A 16,955-nucleotide genomic window follows, 5' to 3' on the forward strand; every position below is an offset into this window, starting at 1 on the left:
CCAAACGAAGAATAGCAATGGAGCTTAGAGATATGATAACGGCCATTCTAATTATATTTGCAGGAGGAGACCCAGCCAAAGTTTTCAAAACATAAAAAATGGTCGGAATTTCTTCCGACCATGACTACTGAAAAGGTCTTTTTTATTTATGAAATTACGCCACTTCCAATCAGCTCATCATCAATATACCAAGCTGCAAACTGTCCTTCGGCAATTGCAGATTGTGGTTTTTCAAATTCCATGTAGAATGCATTTTCAAACTGATAAATCGTTGCCTTATCCAAAGCCTGTCTGTAACGGAATCTTGCCATTACTTCCATTGATTCTCCATTTTGTAATCTAAGATCTTCTCGTACCCAATGCAATTCAGAATTATCGATTTTCAACGCTTTTTTATGTAATCCAGGAAAACTGTGACCTTCGCCAACAAAGATGATGTTGTTTTCCATATCTCTTGAGACGATAAAACAGCTTTCTTTATGTCCGCCTATTCCAAGTCCCTTGCTTTGTCCGATCGTGAAAAATTGGGCTCCTTGATGTTTTCCTATTACTTTTCCGTCAGTTTTTTTATAATTGATTTTTCTGCTTAAATATTCCAGCTCTTCCTCTTTTGAAGAAAATTCCGGAGTTTCCTGAGCAAAAAGGGGAGAATCTTTGAAAATTTCTACAATTTCACCTTCTTTCGGAACCAATTGTTGTTGTAAAAACTGCGGTAAACTTACTTTTCCGATAAAACATAATCCCTGAGAATCTTTTTTATCAGCGGTTACCAATTCCATTTTTCTGGCAATTTCTCTTACTTCGGGCTTCGTGAGTTCTCCAATCGGAAATAAAGCTTTAGACAATTGATCCTGGCTCAACTGACATAAAAAGTAAGACTGATCTTTATTATTGTCTTTTCCGGCCAAAAGATGGAAGATTTCTTTTCCGTTTTCATCGAAAGTAGAATCTACTCTTGCATAATGTCCGGTTGCGACTTTATCTGCACCCAATGACATCGCCGTTTTCATAAAAACATCAAATTTCACTTCTCTATTGCACAAAACATCAGGATTCGGAGTTCTTCCTTTCTGATATTCGTCAAACATATAATCAACGATTCTTTCTTTGTAAAGTTCGCTCATATCAATCACCTGAAAAGGAATTCCGAGCTTTTGAGCAACCATCAATGCATCATTGCTGTCTTCAATCCACGGACATTCATCCTCCAAAGTGACCGATGCGTCATTCCAGTTTCTCATAAAAAGAGCCACGACTTCATGCCCTTGCTGCTGCAGCAAATATGCTGTAACACTTGAATCTACGCCTCCTGAGAGACCTACTACTACTTTCATATATTCAATTTTACGAAACTCTTAACGGGAGTTCTTAGTTGAGATGCAAAATTACAATAATCCTATTCGCAAAAAAAATGATAATTTTAGGGATTGATAAAAACGATTGTTTTAAAATCACCTAAAATTTAACCAAACAAAAAATTATCATATGAAAAAACTGTTTATTGCTTCACTCATTCTTATATCAGGACTTTCATTTTCTCAGATTGCAGTAGGAACAACTGAAGAAAACAATAACCGTTGGATCTTCGGTGGAGGAATCGGCTTCGGTTTCGGAAGCAATTCGATGTTTAATCTACAGGCTTCACCTCGTGTCGGTTACAGGCTCACCGATGATTTAGAAGCCGGAGTAACAGGAACGGTAATGTGGCAGACGTCGGATTTTTATAATTCTACCATGTTTGGAGTTGGCCCTTTTGTGAACTACTATTTCGCAAGGTCTTTTTATGTAAGCGGAAATCTGCAACATTTTTTCATCAACTATAAAGACAAATATTACGACTTTAAAGCAAGTGATGAAGAAACGGCTTTGTATTTAGGGGGTGGCTATTTACAGAGAATCGGAAATAATTCTTTTCTGCAGCTCGGTATAATGTACAATGTTTTATATAAAGAGAACAACAGTATTTTTGCCAATGGACTTGTTCCGAGTATTGGGTTTGTTGTTGGTTTATAAGTTTAAAATTATTCTCAACTATCTTCGGAAATCTGTGGGAGATAAAATAAAAAAGCATCGAGAAAACTCCCGATGCTTTTCATTTATAATCAATTATTATTTTAAGACTGTGACTTTTCTGCCGATTTTTTTGGCTTCGAAGTTTTTCCTTCCAATCCGTCTTTAGCGTCATTTAGATCTAAGGTGACGGTTTCGCCTTCAGTTAATTGCTTGTTTACCAACATTTCTGCCAATAAATCTTCAATATATTTCTGAATAGCTCTTTTCAATGGTCGTGCTCCAAAATCTTTATCCCAACCTTTTTCAGAGATGAAATCTTTAGCTTCAGTTGTTAATTCAACTTTATAACCTAATTTTTCAAGTCTTCCGTAAAGTTTAGTCAATTCAAGATCGATAATTTTCTTAATATCGTTTTGCTCAAGAGAGTTGAAGATTACAATGTCGTCAATTCTGTTCAGGAATTCCGGCGCAAACGCTTTTTTAAGGGCATTTTCAATAGTACTTCTCGCTCTTGAATCTGAATTTGTTTTCTTCGCATTCGTTCCAAACCCTACACCATCTCCGAAGTCTTTAATATCTCTCGTTCCGATGTTTGAAGTAAGAATGATGATCGTATTTCTAAAGTCAATTTTTCTACCTAAACTATCCGTAACGTGACCTTCATCTAAAATCTGAAGTAAAATATTGAATACATCCGGATGCGCTTTTTCAATCTCATCCAAAAGAACTACAGCATAAGGTTTTCTTCTTACTGCTTCTGTTAATTGTCCACCTTCTTCGTATCCAACGTATCCCGGAGGCGCACCAACCAATCTTGAAACAGCGAATTTCTCCATATATTCACTCATATCAATTCTGATCAAAGCTTCGTCAGAATCGAAGAGTTCTCTTGCCATGACTTTTGCCAGCTCAGTTTTACCGACACCGGTTGTTCCTAAGAAAATGAATGTTCCGATAGGTCTGTTAGGATCTTTCAGTCCGGCTCTGTTTCTTTGAATTGCTTTCACAACTTTTTTCACTGCGTCTTCCTGACCGATTACTTTTCCATTCAGTTGGTCATCCATTTTCGCTAATTTATCAAGCTCATTTTTACCAACTTTCGTTACAGGAACACCGCTCATCATCGAAACAACTTCTGCTACATTTTCTTCCGAAACGGTTTCTTTTTTCTCTTTTACATCTTTATCCCACTGATCTTGCGCCGAATTAAGCTCCATCTGAAGACGTTCTTCCTCATCTTTCAGCTTTCTAGCCTCAAGATAATCCTGAGCTTTTACCGCTTTTTGCTTTAACTCTTTGATGTCTTCAATTTTCTTTTCGAAATCAATGATGGCAGTAGGAACTTTCATGTTTTTAATATAAACACGGGATCCGGCTTCATCCATTGCATCAATTGCTTTGTCTGGTAAGAAGCGGTCTGTAATATATCTTGATGTTAAATTCACACAGGCAGCAATAGCTTCGTCTGTATAAACAACATTGTGATGCTCTTCATATTTGTCTTTAATCTGATTCAAAATCTGAATCGTTTCATCGATAGAAGTCGGTTCCACCATTACTTTCTGGAATCTTCTCTCTAAAGCACCGTCTTTCTCAATATATTGACGGTACTCATCCAAAGTTGTCGCTCCGATGCATTGAATTTCACCTCTTGCCAAAGCAGGTTTGAACATATTTGAAGCATCTAAACTTCCTGTAGAACTTCCCGCTCCAACAATGGTATGCAGCTCATCGATGAACAAAATGACATCACGGTTTTTTTCAAGTTCCGTCATGATGGCTTTCATTCTTTCTTCAAACTGACCACGGTATTTTGTTCCGGCAACCAAACTCGCCAAATCCAAAGTGATTACTCTTTTACCAAAAAGAACTCTTGAAACTTTTTTCTGCTGAATTCTTAATGCTAAACCTTCAGCGATGGCAGATTTACCAACACCCGGTTCACCAATCAACAAAGGATTGTTTTTCTTTCTTCTGGATAAAATCTGAGAAACTCTTTCAATTTCTTTCTCACGACCGATCACAGGATCTAATTTTCCGTCTCTTGCCAAAGAAGTCAAATCTCTACCAAAATTATCTAAAGTAGGCGTTTTGCTTTTTGCAGAACCCAGATTTCCTGTCGGTTTTCTCATTTGCTCAAATTCTTCTCTGTCGTCATCGTCATCGTAAGCAGAATTCTGTGGCGCCTGTCCGGAATTTTTGAGCATCGTTTGATATTCTCTTGAAACTCCTTCATAGTCGATATCATAAGCTCCCAAAATATTCGAAGTAGGGTCTTCATATTTATAAAGAATGCCTAAAAGCAGGTGAACGGTATTAATTTCACTGCTTTTGTATTGTCTGCACTCAAGTTCAGAACGTTTTATGGCATGGTCTGCCATCTTCGTGAACGAAATATTGGTAACCTCTTCAGAAATAGGATTTAGACTTGCTGTATTTAAAGTTTCAATTTTTCTTCTGATTTGTGTTAAGTCCGCATTGAGGTTTTGAAGGATTTCTTTCGCAGAGTTTTCTGTTTTTATAATACCTAAAAGTAGATGTTCTGTATTAAGAAATTCACTTTTCAGCCTTTTAGCTTCGCTTTTGCTTTGTTTGAACACCTGGCTCAAACCTTGTGAAAACTTATAATCCATAATGTAACTCATTAGAATAAAAGCAGAATTGCTTTATATTCACAATCTAAATTACAAATATTTTACCAAAAAACAAATAATGACTTTATGGCAGAAAATAGTTTTTTATCTTATTGAAAATGACTAAGTTTGTCTTCCTCAAATATTTCTCATGAGTCCAGAGATGGTCAATTATATCGGTTATGCCGCTTCAGTTTTTATTGTTTTAAGTTTTATTCTAAAGGATTTAACCAAAATAAGGATTGTCAATTTGATCGGCTGCATCTGTTTTGTAACCTACGGGTTTTTAAACGGAATGCTTTGGCCGGTTATCATTCCGAATGCCATTATTTGCTTTGTACAGGTATATCATTTAGTGACAGCAAAGAAAAAATAATGAGCCGAAAGAAAATCATTACTTCCGCATTCAGCAACCTTTACACAGACCAGAGAATCGAGAAAGTATGCCAAACTTTGCATGAAAACGGCTATGAAATTGACTTGATTGGAAATAATTGGGGTGGCGCAGAAAAGATGGAACGGCCTTATCAATTTTCAAGAATTCCTCTTGTTTCTAAGACTTTAAAAACCGCTTATTTTGAATTTAACTGGAAATTGTATTGGGAATTGTACGGAAAAGTGAAGGAAAATAAAAATGTTATTCTTCATGCCAATGATTTGGATGCACTTCTGCCAAATTATCTCATTTCAAAAAAATATAAAATTCCTTTGGTTTTCGACAGTCATGAGATTTTTTCTGAAATGCCCGCTGTTCAGGGAAAAATGTCGCAGAAACTGTGGCGATATTTACAGGATAAAATAGTTCCGAAACTGACATTCATGATGACGGCAAGCGGAAGTTATGGCAAGTGGTTTCAGAATAAATATGGTATTCAGCCGGTTATTGTACAAAATGCTCCGAGAAAAATAGATTTTAATACTGAAATTCCGGATAATCACCCAAAAATACTTTTATACCAAGGTGCCATCAATCCTTTTCGCGGAATTGATAAAGCCATTTTGGCAATGCATCATTTAGATCATATTATTTTTAAAATCGCCGGTGATGGGCCGAGAAAAAAAGAATACGAAGATTTAGTGATTAAAGAAAACCTTCAGGATAAAGTTGAATTTTTAGGAAAATTATTGCCTGAAGATTTGAGAAAAATTACCTTAACTGCAGATCTTGGAATGAGTATCGAGGAAAATGGGGGCGAAAGTTATCTTTATTCGCTTCCCAATAAAGTTTTAGATTGCATTCAGGCGCGGGTTCCTTTAATCATGACAAGTTTACCGGAAATGGTAAATATCAGAAATCAGTTTGTTGTAGGAGAAATTATTGAGAATCATCAACCTGAAACAATTGCTGCAGCCATTCGAAAAGTTTTAGATAAAGGCAGAAAAAATTATCAGCCGGAACTTGAAAAAGCGGCATCTCATCTTTGCTGGGAAAATGAAGAAGTAAAATTACTCGATGTTTTTGAAAAAGCGTCTCAGAAAATTATTGATTAAGTTTATTTTTAGACTTAAAAAATCTATTTGATTTTTCATAATTCAACTTAAAGCTTTCAAAATCTTAATGTTTTGAATATTTCCAGCAAAAATTTAAATTTCTAAATTTAGTATCTTTGCGGAAATTAATTGTTTAGAATGACCATTAAAGAAAAACAGCAGGAAATAATCGACGAATTTGCCTTTCTGGAAGACTGGGAGCAGAAGTATGAATATATTATTGATCTTGGTAAAGAACTGAAAGGTTTATCTGATGACAAAAAAACCGATGAAAATTTAATTAAAGGTTGCCAAAGTAAAGTTTGGATCGATGCTGAATTTAAAGATGGAAAACTGTTTTTCAATGCCGATTCAGACGGGATTTTACCAAAAGGAATCGTTTCTCTCTTAGTAAGTATTTACAGCGGTCATTCTACCAAGGAAATTCTTGATTCTGATTTTGAATTCATTTCAGAAATCGGGTTGCAGGAATTTTTATCACCTTCCAGAGCCAATGGTTTGATGGCGATGACTAAGCAAATTAAATTTTATGCTGTTGCATATCAACTGAAATCTTAGTTGTGACCAGAATTTTAGCATACCGTTTTTCCGCTTTTGGTGACGTCGCTATGACGGTACCGTTTTTCCGCGAATTTTTAGAGCAAAATCCTGATGTGGAAATTGTGATGGTTTCCCGGAATAATTTTGAGAGCTTATTCGCTGATATTCCGAATGTTATATTCCATGGGATTGATCTTGATGAGTATAAAGGTTTTCTTGGAATAAGACGTTTGGGCAAAGAATTGCTTAAACAATATAGACCTGATTATGTTGCTGATTTACATGATGTTATCCGTTCAAAAATTTTAGATAAAATTTATATAAGAAAAGGGTTGAAAGTTTTTAAAATCAATAAAGGCAAAGAAGAAAAAGAAAATCTTACGAATGTCTGGAATATTGAAAAATTTCAGCTTAAAAAAACAGTGGAACGTTATGCAGATGTTTTTCGAGATATGGGTTTTAAAGTTGAACTTTCACATCAGTTGAGACCAAAATCAACTCAAAAATCAGGAATCGGTTTTGCGCCATTTGCTCAGCATAAAGGCAAAATGCTTCCTCTCGAAAAGTCCTTTGAGCTGGTGAAAATTTTAGCACAAAAAAACACCATTTATTTCTTCGGAGGCGGAAAAAAAGAAACCGAAACGCTTGAAAGTTGGGAACAACAAATTCCGAATACAAAAAGTTTGGCCGGAAAACTGAATCTTTCTGAAGAACTTAACAGGATTGCGCAACTTGAAGTAATGATTTCGATGGATTCAGCTAATATGCATTTAGCCAGTATTGTAGGAACAAGATGTGTTTCTGTTTGGGGAGCTACTCATCCTTATGCCGGATTTTTAGGATTCGGACAAAGTGAAGAGGATGTTGTACAGATTAAAGATCTTACCTGCAGACCTTGTTCGGTTTTTGGAGATAAAGAATGCTATCGTGGAGATTGGGCTTGTCTGGAAGAAATCAATGTACAGCAAATCATCGATAAAATCTAACAGATGAAAATTTCTGTCTGTATTCCCGTTTATAATTTTGATGTTAGAAGTCTGGTTTTTGAACTTAAAAAGGAAATACATGATCAGAAAATTGATGCCGAAATTATTCTAATCGATGATGCTTCAGACGGTAATTTTATAGAAATAAACAATGAACTTCAGGATCAGGTAGAACAGTTTGTTTTTCTTGAAAAAAATATTGGAAGATCAAGAATCAGGAATTTATTTTTAAAACATACAAAAGGCGATTATCTGCTTTTTCTGGATTGTGATGTTCAAATAGACAACAATTACTTTTTAGCTAATTATTTAAAGGAAATAGCGAAAGATAAGGGAGTTGAGGTTATATTTGGTAACTTCAAAATAGATCCGGCTTATTCCCAAACTTTACGAAATCGATATTCTGTTGATAAAGAAATTTTTTCTGTTGAAAGATCATCTGATTTAGAACTGTTAAAAACGGTCAATTTTATAATTAAAAGAGAGGTATTTGAGAAATTTCCCTTTAATGAAGACTTAAAAAACTACGGATATGAAGATTTTTTATTTGCTAAAACTCTGGAATTTGCGAAGATGAAATTTTTAGCCATTCAAAACCCGGTAATACATTTCGATAATACTTCTAACGAAGCTTTTTTAAGTAAAACAAAAACAGCAATAGATTCTCTTTTTCAACTTTCTCAAGATCCGGGAAATGAAAGGTTTATTAATGATATTAAAGTTTATAAAGTTGCTAGAAAGATTGTAAATCTTAAAATGAGAAGTTTATTTTTGTTTATTTACAATCTCATGGAAAATAGGATGATGAAAAATTTACGGTCTAAAAATCCCAATCTCAAATACTTTGATCTGTATAAGCTTGCTTTACTGCTAAGAAAAATGAAATAATTTAAAATAAAAAAATCTCTCAGATTTCTGAGAGATTTTTTGTGGGTCCTGAGGGATTCGAACCCCCGACCCTCTGGGTGTAAACCAGATGCTCTGAACCAACTGAGCTAAGAACCCGAATTTTTTTGAAAGGTTTCGTTTCCTTTTCTGTGGGTCCTGAGGGATTCGAACCCCCGACCCTCTGGGTGTAAACCAGATGCTCTGAACCAACTGAGCTAAGAACCCTCTATACTTGTTTTCTCGTTTAGAGTGGTGCAAATATACAACTTATTTGATTATCTCCAAATTTTTTTCTAAAAAATCTCCCACTACAAAGTTGCTTCCGCCAATAAAAATCATTTCTTCATTTGTACATTCTTGTTTTGCAGAAAGATAGGCTTCCTGCACGGAATCGAAAATTTTATAAGAAATTTTTGCGTTAATCAGCAAATCTTCATAATCTTCGGGATGTCTTCCTCTGTTGATCGATGGTTTTGCGAAATAAAACTCAGAATTTTGGGGAAGTAGTGTCATCACGTCATCGATTTTTTTGTCATTCACGAAGCCTAAAACAATATGTTTATGCTTTTCAATAGAATTTAATTGTGAAAAGACATATTCAAGACCTGCCTGATTGTGTCCTGTATCGCAAATCGTCAAAGGATGTTGAGAAAATTCAAACCAACGGCCTATGAATCCGGTGTTTTTGTGAACGGATAAAAGTCCTGATTGTATATTTTCGTTAGAAATTATAAAATTTAATTTTTTTAATTCTTCAATTAAGGCTAAAACAACTTTTATATTTTTCTCCTGATAATTTCCTTTTAAATCAGATTTTAAATCAGAGTTCAATAGAGTAGCGTCGATAAATGGAGCGTTTTCTTTATCGGCTTTCGCTTTGATGATGTTTTTTACCACTTCATTTTCATCTCCGGAAATGATAGGAATGTTATTTTTGATAATTCCAGCTTTTTCTCCTGCAATTTCTTCAATGGTGTTTCCTAAAATATTTTGGTGATCCAACTGTACGTTGGTAATCGCCGAAACGAGAGGAGTGATAATATTGGTTGAATCCAATCTTCCACCTAACCCTACTTCAATAATGGCAAAGTCTACATTTTGCTGATAAAAATATTCAAACGCCATAATGGTGGTAAATTCAAAAAATGACGGAAGAATATCTTTCGGAAGATTTTTTAATTTTTGAATGAAATTGTAAACAAACTCCTTATCGCAATTTTTACCATTTACTTTGATACGTTCCGTAAAATCAATAAGATGGGGTGAGTTATATAAACCGGTTTTGTAACCTGCTTCCTGAAGAACCGAAGAAAGTATGTTGCTCGTAGAACCTTTTCCGTTGGTTCCACCGATATGAATGCACTTTATTTTATCTTGTGGATTTCCAAAAAAACCGCAAAGTCTTTTTATGTTGTCTAACCCCGGTTTATAAGCTTTCAGCCCATCAATCTGATAGTTCGGAGCCTGAACGAAAAGCCATTCTACAGCTTCCTGATATTGTTCGTTTGTCATGTCGCAAAATTCTCAAAACTTTCATTAAAATAAAACAATAATTTTCTAAATCTGTAACTTTTTTACAATCTCAACGTCTAATGGTGAAAAAGCAAATTTAAATTGCACTAAATCGAAAAGATGAAGGTTTAAAAAATGCTTGAAAACATAAATATTTCCTTATGAAAAAAGTTTTGACGGTTGTTTTAGGATTAGCCTTTGCGGGAATGAACGCACAGGAGAAATGGTCTTTGCGTGAATGTGTAGATTATGCTGTGCAGCACAACCTTCAGGTGATTCAGAATGAATATTCAAAACAAATTCAGGATTCCAATCTTAAAATTGCACAGAAAAATTATCTGCCTTCGGTAAGTGCAAATATGGGGAATAATGTAAGTTTCGGGCAGGCTTCTTTGGGAACAGGAAGTATCCGGAATGACAGATTCAGCAATAATGCGAATGTCAGTGCAGATATTCTGATTTACAATAACGGAAGACTCGAAAAAACAATCAGAAAAACCCAGTATGATGTAGAAGCGAGTCAATACGATATTGAAACGATTAAAAACGATATTTCGCTACAAATAGCAAGACAATACTTAACAACTTTATTGAATAAGGAAATTGTAAAAATTGCGCAAAGTGCCACCGAAAATGCCAAAAAACAATTCGACAGAGCAAAAATTACGACAGAAGTAGGAACAACGGCTCAAACAATTGTTGCAGAAGCAGAAGCAGCTTGGGCAAGAGAAAAACAAAATTTAAAAACCGCAGAAATCAACGTTGACAGAAGTTTATTTGCGTTGGCACAATTGCTTCAGCTGAAAGAATATAAAGATTTTGATGTAGAAGATGTTGAAATTTCCGAACAGCTTGCTCCACAGTTGATTTCCGTGGATCAAGTTCTCAATACGGCTTATGACAGTCAGCCTCAGATTAAAGCTGCAGAAAGCAGAATAAAATCTGCAGAGGCACAGACTGAAGTTACAAGAACTGCATTTTGGCCAACATTAACGGCAAGTGTAGGTGTAGGAACTTTTTACAATAATTTGTTAAATACGAGTTATTCAGGATATGACCAATTTGGAAATGCAACAAAAGAGCCTACTTTTTTCCAGCAGTATAAAGATAATTTTGGGCAACAAGGAGGATTGAGTTTAAACATTCCGATCTTCAACAAAGGAATTACTAAACTTCAGGTAGAGCAGTCAAAAATCAATGAAAATATTGCTAAAAACTCTTTAGAACAACAAAAACAGGCTGTAAGACAAAATGTTCAGCAGGCTCAGTTTGATGTGGATGCCAATTATGAGGTTTATCTTTCTGCTGTTGAAGCCGAGAAAAGTACAAAACTGGCAATGGATTTTGCAGATAAAAGTTATGCTGCAGGCCGTACCACCATTTATGATCTGAATATTGCCCGAAACAACTACGCAAATGCTCAAGGTTCAGTGGAACAGGCAAAATATAATTATGTTTTCAGTCTTAAATTATTGAATTTTTATGCGGGAATTCCTTTAAGTTTGTAAAATGTCTATTCAGTCCTTAGAAAAATATTTACCACAAAATACACTTTTGTACTTAAGAAAATGGTTTTCAGATTATTATATTCATATAAAAGTTACTAAAAACCGCAATTCAAAGCTTGGAGATTATCGTAAACTCCGTGATAATTTGCATGAGATTACGATCAATTCCACATTAGCTCCACAGCTTTTTTTCTTTGTGCTGACACATGAATTGGCTCATCTCATTGCCTTCGAAAAATACGGACGAAGAATTTCACCCCACGGAAATGAATGGAAGCTTACTTTCAGGGAAATGTTGCTTGAAAGTCTCAATGTTTACGAAGAAGATTTAAAGCCGATAATTATTAAATTTTCACATTCTCCGAAAGCCAATTTTATGGCAAGTCCGGATCTGGTAAAGTATTTTCATATTGAAAATCATGATGATAATCTTCAATATATTGAAGAACTCTCGAAAGGAGACCAATTCGTTTACAGAAACCAAACGTATTTATTAGAAGGTCTGATCAAAAAAAACTATCTTTGTATGAATCTGGCTACAGGGAGGAAGTATTCTTTCAAACCTTTGGCGAGAGTGAAAAAATGTAGTTAAATATGTCAATATCAGATAAATACTGTGTGATTATGGCAGGAGGAATCGGCAGTAGATTCTGGCCATTAAGCACACAGAAGTTCCCAAAACAATTTCAGGATATCTTAGGTACGGGTCGCACCATGATCCAGCAGACCTATGATAGAATCAGCAAAAGCATTCCAAGCGAAAATATATTTGTCATCACCAACAAAGAATATGTAGCCTTGTCTCATCAGCAATTGCCGGAAATTCCGGAGCAGAATATTGTGGGTGAACCGTTGATGAAAAATACGGCGGCATGTAATCTTTACATGGCGAATAAGATTGCAGAAATCAATCCGAATGCAACGATGATTGTGCTTCCTGCAGATCACTTGATCTTAAAAGAAGATGTTTTCCTGGAAAAAGTTGAATTGGCGTTTTCTCTTGCTTCTTCGCAGGATTATTTGGTTACTTTGGGGATTACACCTACAAGACCAGATACAGGATATGGCTACATTCAATTTGTTGAAAAGAAGAACTCCGAATATTATAAGGTTAAAACGTTCACAGAAAAACCAATTCTCGAAATTGCTAAAAGTTTCTTAGAAAGCGGTGATTTTCTTTGGAATGCCGGAATTTTTATCTGGAATGTAAATTCTATTTACAAAGCTTTCGAAACTTTTCTTCCGGATATGACGCAGCAGTTTACCGCTTGCGAATATAATGCTGAAGCTGAAATAAGCTGTATAGAATTGATTTATCCCAAAATTCAGAAAATTTCAATCGATAACGGGATTTTAGAAAAAGCGAAGAATGTTTACGTTATTCCTGCAGATTTGGGTTGGAGTGATTTAGGAACATGGACTTCCGTTTTCGAGAACAGCGAAAGAGACGAGAACGAGAATGCCATTAATATAAAAACGGCTCTTACATACGATTCGACAGGAAATATCGTTCATGTAAAAAATAACAAGGCGGTCGTTATAGACGGCTTGAAAGATTTTATCGTTGTAGATACAGACAAGGTTTTGTTAATCTGCCCGAGAGAACACGATCAGCAGATCAAAGACTATGTTTTGGATCTGAAAAGTCTGAAAAAAGGCGAAAAATATATGTAAATATCGGCATAAATCCTGCCACAATTTGAGCTATGAAAAAAAGTATGAACCCTGTTTTTCTTTTTGTTTTTCTGTTTTTGGGAATTTCTGTTTTTTCCCAAGACAAAAAAAAATTCTCAAATATCGATGGCGTTATGTCTAAAATAATACCCGACAATAAGATTGATTTCTGGGTGCTTGTTCACAACAGTTACGGTAAAAATAAAGAAGTGAAAATTTCCGGAACCAAAAAAGAGTATGTCTCGCAGTTCGCCGGATTCAATCTTAGACCGGGAGAAGAAAGCTTTTATTATATTGTGTATTCTGTTGGAGGAAAGATCAGTTATATCACCGAAATTAAAGACCTTAAAGACTTTATGGGTAAGGCTGATAATGTGGAAGAAGCAGCTTTATCTGCTGTCTTGGAAGGCTATATGATCGATGAGCAGTTTGTGGATGTTGCGGCAAATTATTACGAAGATGCGTCGAATTATTATTTGGACTTGGGAAAGATCACTTCGAAAGAGTGTCCTTATCAGAAGACCCATTATACTTTAACGATTAACAAGTCTACAGGTGTAATTTCTAATGTAAAAGACAACGGGCCGTATATGGAAGTTTATACCAAAAAATGTCCCAATAACCCGCGGCTTTTAAAAATAGAAAAGAAAGAAGAACCTAAAGATGAGCCTAAAAAGCAACCTGTCAAAAAAAGAAAATAACTTTTACGAAACCGAAAGGCTTTTGATTCGTCCCATGTCTGTGGATGATGCAGATCTTATTTTTGAGCTTTACAATATGCCTAATTTCATTAAGTATATAGGCAATCGCAACATTAAGTCTCTTTCTGATGCTGAAAATTACATTAAATTTAAATTCTTACCACAATTCGAAAAACTGGGTTTCGGAAATTATTTAATCATTTTAAAGGAAGGAAATCAAAAAATAGGAGGAGTAGGAATCTTCGAAAGAGAAGGACTGGATGTAGTGGATATTGGTTTTTCTGTTCTGGAAAGATTCGAAGGGAAAGGTTTAATGTTTGAAGCGGCTCAAAAAATAAAATCTATTGGGATGGATGAGTTTGGTTTAAAGAAAATTTCAGCCATTACTACAAAAGACAATCTTTCTTCCCAAAAACTTATCGAAAAATTAGGCTTAAAATTCCAGAGAATGGTCACCATTCCCGAAGACTCTGAAGAACTGATGTATTACGAAACAGAATGATTTTCAGATCTATTTGTCATTCTGACGAGGAAGAATCTAAATTTAAAATAGATTCTTCACTACACTTTTTTTCATTAAGAATGTCAGACAACAACTATTCTTCCAAAATTTGCGCAGCTGCCGTTTTTGAAGTCACTTTTTCAATCACTCTTGTACAGATTCCTTTTTCATCAAAAATAAAAGTGGTTCTTACGATTCCCATATAGGTTTTTCCGAACGTCTTTTTCTCTTGCCAAACTCCAAACTTTTCGATAATATTACGATTTTCGTCAGCAATTAAATCATAAGGAAATTCAAACTTGCTGTGGAAATTTTTCTGCTTTTTCACCGTATCACCACTGATTCCCAAAAGCTGAAATCCTGCTTTTTCCAATTGTGAGTAATTATCGCTTAGATTACAGGCTTCTACAGTACAGGTCGGCGTATTGGCTTGCGGATAAAAGAATATCACCAGTTTTTTTCCGATTAAACTCTTAGAATTGATGGCTTCTCCGTCTTGGTTCTTTCCTTCAAATTGTGGCAGTTTATCTCCAACTTTCAGCATAATGACTTATTTTTGTTCAAATTTAGTGGTTAAATGACAAAAAAGCAAAGAGCTGAACTTGTTCAGGCAGAATTGGAGAAACTTTATCCTGAAGTTCCTATTCCTTTAGATCATACAGATCCTTATACTTTAATGGTTGCCGTTGCTCTTTCTGCACAGACAACTGACAAGAAAGTTAATCAGGTTACCCCCGAACTTTTTGCTGTTGCCGGAACACCGCAAAGAATGGCGAAACTGGAAGAATATCAGATCAAAGAACTGATTAAAGAAATCGGACTTTCTAATACGAAAGCCAAAAACCTGAAAAGAATGGCAGAGCTTCTTCTGGAAAGGCATAATGGAGTAGTGCCTCAAACTTATGAAGAGCTTGAAGCGCTTCCCGGAGTTGGCCACAAAACAGCTTCTGTAGTAATGAGTCAGGGTTTCGGATTTCCTGCTTTTCCGGTCGATACGCACATTCACAGATTAATGACTCAATGGAAGCTCACTTCCGGTAAAAACGTCGTAGAAACCGAAAGAGACGCCAAAAGCATCTGGAAGGAAGAGGTATGGAATAAGCTTCATCTCCAGATTATCTTTTACGGTAGAGAATATTCGCCTGCAAGAGGAAAAGGGGAGAAGGATTTTATAACTAAAATGATGTTTGAGAAGATTTAAAAAGTTCGCAGGATATTAAATTTCTGTGATAATTGCTTTGCCTTCTCTTCGGCTCCATTCGCTCCACGAACCAACATATAAACCTACGGTGTCAAATCCTGCGTAGCTTAATGCGAGAATTGTATGACATGCTGTAACTCCTGATCCGCAGTGAATAATTATTTTTTTAGAATTATTTTGAAAAAAGGAAGAGTATTTTTCTTTTAAAATCTCTGGTTTTAGAAAGTTCCCTTTTTCATCTAAGTTTTCTGAAAAAGGAATATTAATTGTTCCCGGGATATGTCCTGCAACCAAATCAATGGGTTCAGATTCTCCTCTGAAACGATACGCATCTCGCACGTCGATAACAGTTGCTGTATTGCTTAATAATTGATTTTCGACATCTTCTAAGGCGAATAAAGGTAAAATCCATTGATGGTTTTTAATTAATTCTGACTTTTGAAAGTTTTCTTCCCCATTTGAAAACTCTACAGCTTCCTTTTCTGCACTTTGAATTCCGCCATCCAAAACCTGAATATTTTTTAAACCAAAAGATTTCAGCATCCACCAGGCTCTTGCTGCAGCATTTGAACCATTTTTATCATCATAAATTATAATATGGGAAGTTTCCGAAATACCAAGAATAGAAACTGTTTCTGAAAATTTTTCAATTTTTGGAAGCGGATGTCTTCCGCCAAAAGCAAGATTTTCAACAGTTCCGGCTAAATCCTTATTCAAGTCAATGAATCTAGCTCCTTTAATGTGATTAATTAAGTAATTTTCATAGGCATCTTTGCCGACTCTTGCATCAAGGATAATGAGGTTTTCGGGGGGAAGATTTTTAAATTGTTGTATTGAAATAATGGGCTGCATATTAAACTAAATAAAAAACGCAGAAATCTCTGCGCTAATTGTTATTCATAAGAAAAAGTAAAGATCTGTTTCAGGTCCGGATGCAGACTTTTTGCAACAGGACAATTATGTGCCGTGGCTTCAATAAAATCTTTTTCCTCTTCCGTAAACTGATCAGGAAATACAAATTCACAGAAAATTTCAGCAATTCTTCTCGGATTCGGAGCCATAATTTTCTGAAGATTGCAATACGCTCCTTCAATATTAATATTTTTTTCCTTTCCTAAAATCGCAATGGTTGTCAATGCACATTCTGCTAAAGAAGTTGCACACAAATCTGTAGGTGAAAACTTTTCACCTTTGCCGTGGTTGTCTGTTGGAGCATCGCTTTCAATGATTGTTCCAGATTGCAAATGTTCAGCAGAACATCTTAGATCTCCTATGTAAGTTATTTTTGAAGTCATAATTTTTAAAT

General features: G+C 35.3%; 18 protein-coding genes and 2 tRNA genes. 12 read left to right on the forward strand and 8 right to left on the reverse strand.

From position 1 onward, the window contains the following. Window positions 1-146 precede the first annotated feature (146 nt). Entirely contained in the window at window positions 147-1,334 is a 1,188-nt protein-coding gene (gene mnmA, locus BA768_RS10055; protein WP_065720639.1) for a tRNA 2-thiouridine(34) synthase MnmA, read from the reverse strand. A gap of 151 nt (window positions 1,335-1,485) precedes the next feature. Between mnmA and BA768_RS10060 the strand changes: the two genes are divergently transcribed. Then, the gene (locus BA768_RS10060; protein ID WP_065720640.1) at window positions 1,486-2,013 is read left to right on the forward strand and encodes a hypothetical protein; all 528 of its coding nucleotides are present in this window, start codon (window positions 1,486-1,488) and stop codon (window positions 2,011-2,013) included. Window positions 2,014-2,114: 101 nt separating this feature from the next. Here the strand turns inward: BA768_RS10060 and BA768_RS10065 are convergent, their stop codons facing one another. After that, window positions 2,115-4,646 carry an ATP-dependent Clp protease ATP-binding subunit gene (locus BA768_RS10065; RefSeq protein WP_034672818.1) on the reverse strand — a complete coding sequence of 844 codons (2,532 nt, stop codon included), beginning with the start codon at window positions 4,644-4,646 and terminating at the stop codon, window positions 2,115-2,117. A 151-nt stretch (window positions 4,647-4,797) separates the two neighbouring features. Between BA768_RS10065 and BA768_RS10070 the strand changes: the two genes are divergently transcribed. From BA768_RS10070 to BA768_RS10090, 5 genes are all read left to right on the forward strand, one after another. Beyond that, window positions 4,798-5,022 carry a hypothetical protein gene (locus BA768_RS10070; RefSeq protein WP_034672816.1) on the forward strand — a complete coding sequence of 75 codons (225 nt, stop codon included), beginning with the start codon at window positions 4,798-4,800 and terminating at the stop codon, window positions 5,020-5,022. Then, a complete protein-coding gene (locus BA768_RS10075; RefSeq protein WP_065720641.1) occupies window positions 5,022-6,137 on the forward strand; it encodes a glycosyltransferase in 1,116 nt (371 codons plus the stop codon). The genes BA768_RS10070 and BA768_RS10075 overlap by 1 nt, the downstream gene beginning before the upstream one ends. 138 nt (window positions 6,138-6,275) lie before the next feature. Then, complete coding sequence (locus BA768_RS10080; protein ID WP_034672812.1) at window positions 6,276-6,695, forward strand: SufE family protein; 420 nt, start codon at window positions 6,276-6,278, stop codon at window positions 6,693-6,695. Between the two features lie 2 nt (window positions 6,696-6,697). Further along, window positions 6,698-7,663, forward strand: coding sequence for a glycosyltransferase family 9 protein (locus BA768_RS10085; RefSeq protein ID WP_228388369.1), 966 nt, complete (start codon window positions 6,698-6,700; stop codon window positions 7,661-7,663). 3 nt (window positions 7,664-7,666) lie between these two features. Continuing rightward, a complete protein-coding gene (locus tag BA768_RS10090; RefSeq protein ID WP_065720642.1) occupies window positions 7,667-8,551 on the forward strand; it encodes a glycosyltransferase family 2 protein in 885 nt (294 codons plus the stop codon). Window positions 8,552-8,593: 42 nt separating this feature from the next. Here BA768_RS10090 and BA768_RS10095 read toward each other — a convergent pair. The 3 genes from BA768_RS10095 to BA768_RS10105 form a co-directional block, all read right to left on the reverse strand. Continuing rightward, window positions 8,594-8,668 (reverse strand) — tRNA-Val (locus BA768_RS10095). 33 nt (window positions 8,669-8,701) lie between these two features. After that, window positions 8,702-8,776: transfer RNA gene (locus BA768_RS10100), tRNA-Val, on the reverse strand. Between the two features lie 42 nt (window positions 8,777-8,818). Next, a complete protein-coding gene (locus BA768_RS10105) occupies window positions 8,819-10,063 on the reverse strand; it encodes a bifunctional folylpolyglutamate synthase/dihydrofolate synthase (protein ID WP_065720643.1) in 1,245 nt (414 codons plus the stop codon). 161 nt (window positions 10,064-10,224) lie between these two features. On the opposite strand from BA768_RS10105, the gene BA768_RS10110 reads away from it, so the two are divergent. The 5 genes from BA768_RS10110 to BA768_RS10130 all read left to right on the forward strand — a co-directional run bounded on the left by BA768_RS10110 (window position 10,225) and on the right by BA768_RS10130 (window position 14,448). Further along, complete coding sequence (locus tag BA768_RS10110) at window positions 10,225-11,571, forward strand: TolC family protein (RefSeq protein ID WP_034672800.1); 1,347 nt, start codon at window positions 10,225-10,227, stop codon at window positions 11,569-11,571. Window position 11,572: 1 nt separating this feature from the next. After that, the gene (locus tag BA768_RS10115; protein WP_065720644.1) at window positions 11,573-12,163 is read left to right on the forward strand and encodes a SprT-like domain-containing protein; all 591 of its coding nucleotides are present in this window, start codon (window positions 11,573-11,575) and stop codon (window positions 12,161-12,163) included. A 2-nt stretch (window positions 12,164-12,165) separates the two neighbouring features. Further along, window positions 12,166-13,245, forward strand: a complete 1,080-nt coding sequence (locus BA768_RS10120) for a mannose-1-phosphate guanylyltransferase (protein ID WP_065720645.1) — start codon at window positions 12,166-12,168, stop codon at window positions 13,243-13,245. Window positions 13,246-13,379: 134 nt separating this feature from the next. Further along, window positions 13,380-13,946 (forward strand): hypothetical protein, encoded by a 567-nt coding sequence (locus BA768_RS10125; RefSeq protein WP_228388370.1) that lies wholly within the window; start codon window positions 13,380-13,382, stop codon window positions 13,944-13,946. Continuing rightward, window positions 13,909-14,448, forward strand: coding sequence for a GNAT family N-acetyltransferase (locus tag BA768_RS10130; protein ID WP_065720647.1), 540 nt, complete (start codon window positions 13,909-13,911; stop codon window positions 14,446-14,448). Before BA768_RS10125 ends, BA768_RS10130 begins: the two co-directional genes overlap by 38 nt. Before the next feature lie 94 nt (window positions 14,449-14,542). Here BA768_RS10130 and bcp read toward each other — a convergent pair whose 3' ends face one another. Further along, on the reverse strand, window positions 14,543-14,992 hold the full coding sequence (gene bcp, locus BA768_RS10135; RefSeq protein WP_065720648.1) for a thioredoxin-dependent thiol peroxidase: 450 nt from the start codon (window positions 14,990-14,992) through the stop codon (window positions 14,543-14,545). A gap of 33 nt (window positions 14,993-15,025) precedes the next feature. On the opposite strand from bcp, the gene BA768_RS10140 reads away from it, so the two are divergent. Continuing rightward, window positions 15,026-15,649 (forward strand): endonuclease III domain-containing protein, encoded by a 624-nt coding sequence (locus BA768_RS10140; RefSeq protein ID WP_065720649.1) that lies wholly within the window; start codon window positions 15,026-15,028, stop codon window positions 15,647-15,649. 15 nt (window positions 15,650-15,664) lie between these two features. Here the strand turns inward: BA768_RS10140 and BA768_RS10145 are convergent, their stop codons facing one another. Both BA768_RS10145 and BA768_RS10150 read right to left on the reverse strand, forming a co-directional pair. After that, on the reverse strand, window positions 15,665-16,501 hold the full coding sequence (locus tag BA768_RS10145; RefSeq protein ID WP_065720650.1) for a sulfurtransferase: 837 nt from the start codon (window positions 16,499-16,501) through the stop codon (window positions 15,665-15,667). Window positions 16,502-16,542: 41 nt separating this feature from the next. Continuing rightward, a complete protein-coding gene (locus BA768_RS10150; protein WP_065720651.1) occupies window positions 16,543-16,944 on the reverse strand; it encodes an OsmC family protein in 402 nt (133 codons plus the stop codon). Between the last annotated feature and the right edge of the window lie 11 nt (window positions 16,945-16,955).

It is taken from the genome of Chryseobacterium sp. CBo1 (genome assembly GCF_001693475.1).
Lineage (GTDB): Bacteria > Bacteroidota > Bacteroidia > Flavobacteriales > Weeksellaceae > Chryseobacterium > Chryseobacterium formosense.

What these genes read in the sequence shown, in the direction of transcription:
- BA768_RS10125 (WP_228388370.1), top strand. Translation starts at nt 13,380, where the DNA reads ATGTCTAAAATAATACCCGACAATAAGATTGATTTCTGGGTGCTTGTT.
- BA768_RS10120 (WP_065720645.1), top strand. Translation starts at nt 12,166, where the DNA reads ATGTCAATATCAGATAAATACTGTGTGATTATGGCAGGAGGAATCGGC.
- mnmA (WP_065720639.1), bottom strand. Translation starts at nt 1,334, where the DNA reads ATGAAAGTAGTAGTAGGTCTCTCAGGAGGCGTAGATTCAAGTGTTACA.
- BA768_RS10080 (WP_034672812.1), top strand. Translation starts at nt 6,276, where the DNA reads ATGACCATTAAAGAAAAACAGCAGGAAATAATCGACGAATTTGCCTTT.
- BA768_RS10070 (WP_034672816.1), top strand. Translation starts at nt 4,798, where the DNA reads ATGAGTCCAGAGATGGTCAATTATATCGGTTATGCCGCTTCAGTTTTT.
- BA768_RS10140 (WP_065720649.1), top strand. Translation starts at nt 15,026, where the DNA reads ATGACAAAAAAGCAAAGAGCTGAACTTGTTCAGGCAGAATTGGAGAAA.
- BA768_RS10145 (WP_065720650.1), bottom strand. Translation starts at nt 16,501, where the DNA reads ATGCAGCCCATTATTTCAATACAACAATTTAAAAATCTTCCCCCCGAA.
- BA768_RS10150 (WP_065720651.1), bottom strand. Translation starts at nt 16,944, where the DNA reads ATGACTTCAAAAATAACTTACATAGGAGATCTAAGATGTTCTGCTGAA.
- bcp (WP_065720648.1), bottom strand. Translation starts at nt 14,992, where the DNA reads ATGCTGAAAGTTGGAGATAAACTGCCACAATTTGAAGGAAAGAACCAA.
- BA768_RS10105 (WP_065720643.1), bottom strand. Translation starts at nt 10,063, where the DNA reads ATGACAAACGAACAATATCAGGAAGCTGTAGAATGGCTTTTCGTTCAG.
- BA768_RS10075 (WP_065720641.1), top strand. Translation starts at nt 5,022, where the DNA reads ATGAGCCGAAAGAAAATCATTACTTCCGCATTCAGCAACCTTTACACA.
- BA768_RS10130 (WP_065720647.1), top strand. Translation starts at nt 13,909, where the DNA reads ATGAGCCTAAAAAGCAACCTGTCAAAAAAAGAAAATAACTTTTACGAA.
- BA768_RS10065 (WP_034672818.1), bottom strand. Translation starts at nt 4,646, where the DNA reads ATGGATTATAAGTTTTCACAAGGTTTGAGCCAGGTGTTCAAACAAAGC.
- BA768_RS10060 (WP_065720640.1), top strand. Translation starts at nt 1,486, where the DNA reads ATGAAAAAACTGTTTATTGCTTCACTCATTCTTATATCAGGACTTTCA.
- BA768_RS10115 (WP_065720644.1), top strand. Translation starts at nt 11,573, where the DNA reads ATGTCTATTCAGTCCTTAGAAAAATATTTACCACAAAATACACTTTTG.
- BA768_RS10110 (WP_034672800.1), top strand. Translation starts at nt 10,225, where the DNA reads ATGAAAAAAGTTTTGACGGTTGTTTTAGGATTAGCCTTTGCGGGAATG.
- BA768_RS10090 (WP_065720642.1), top strand. Translation starts at nt 7,667, where the DNA reads ATGAAAATTTCTGTCTGTATTCCCGTTTATAATTTTGATGTTAGAAGT.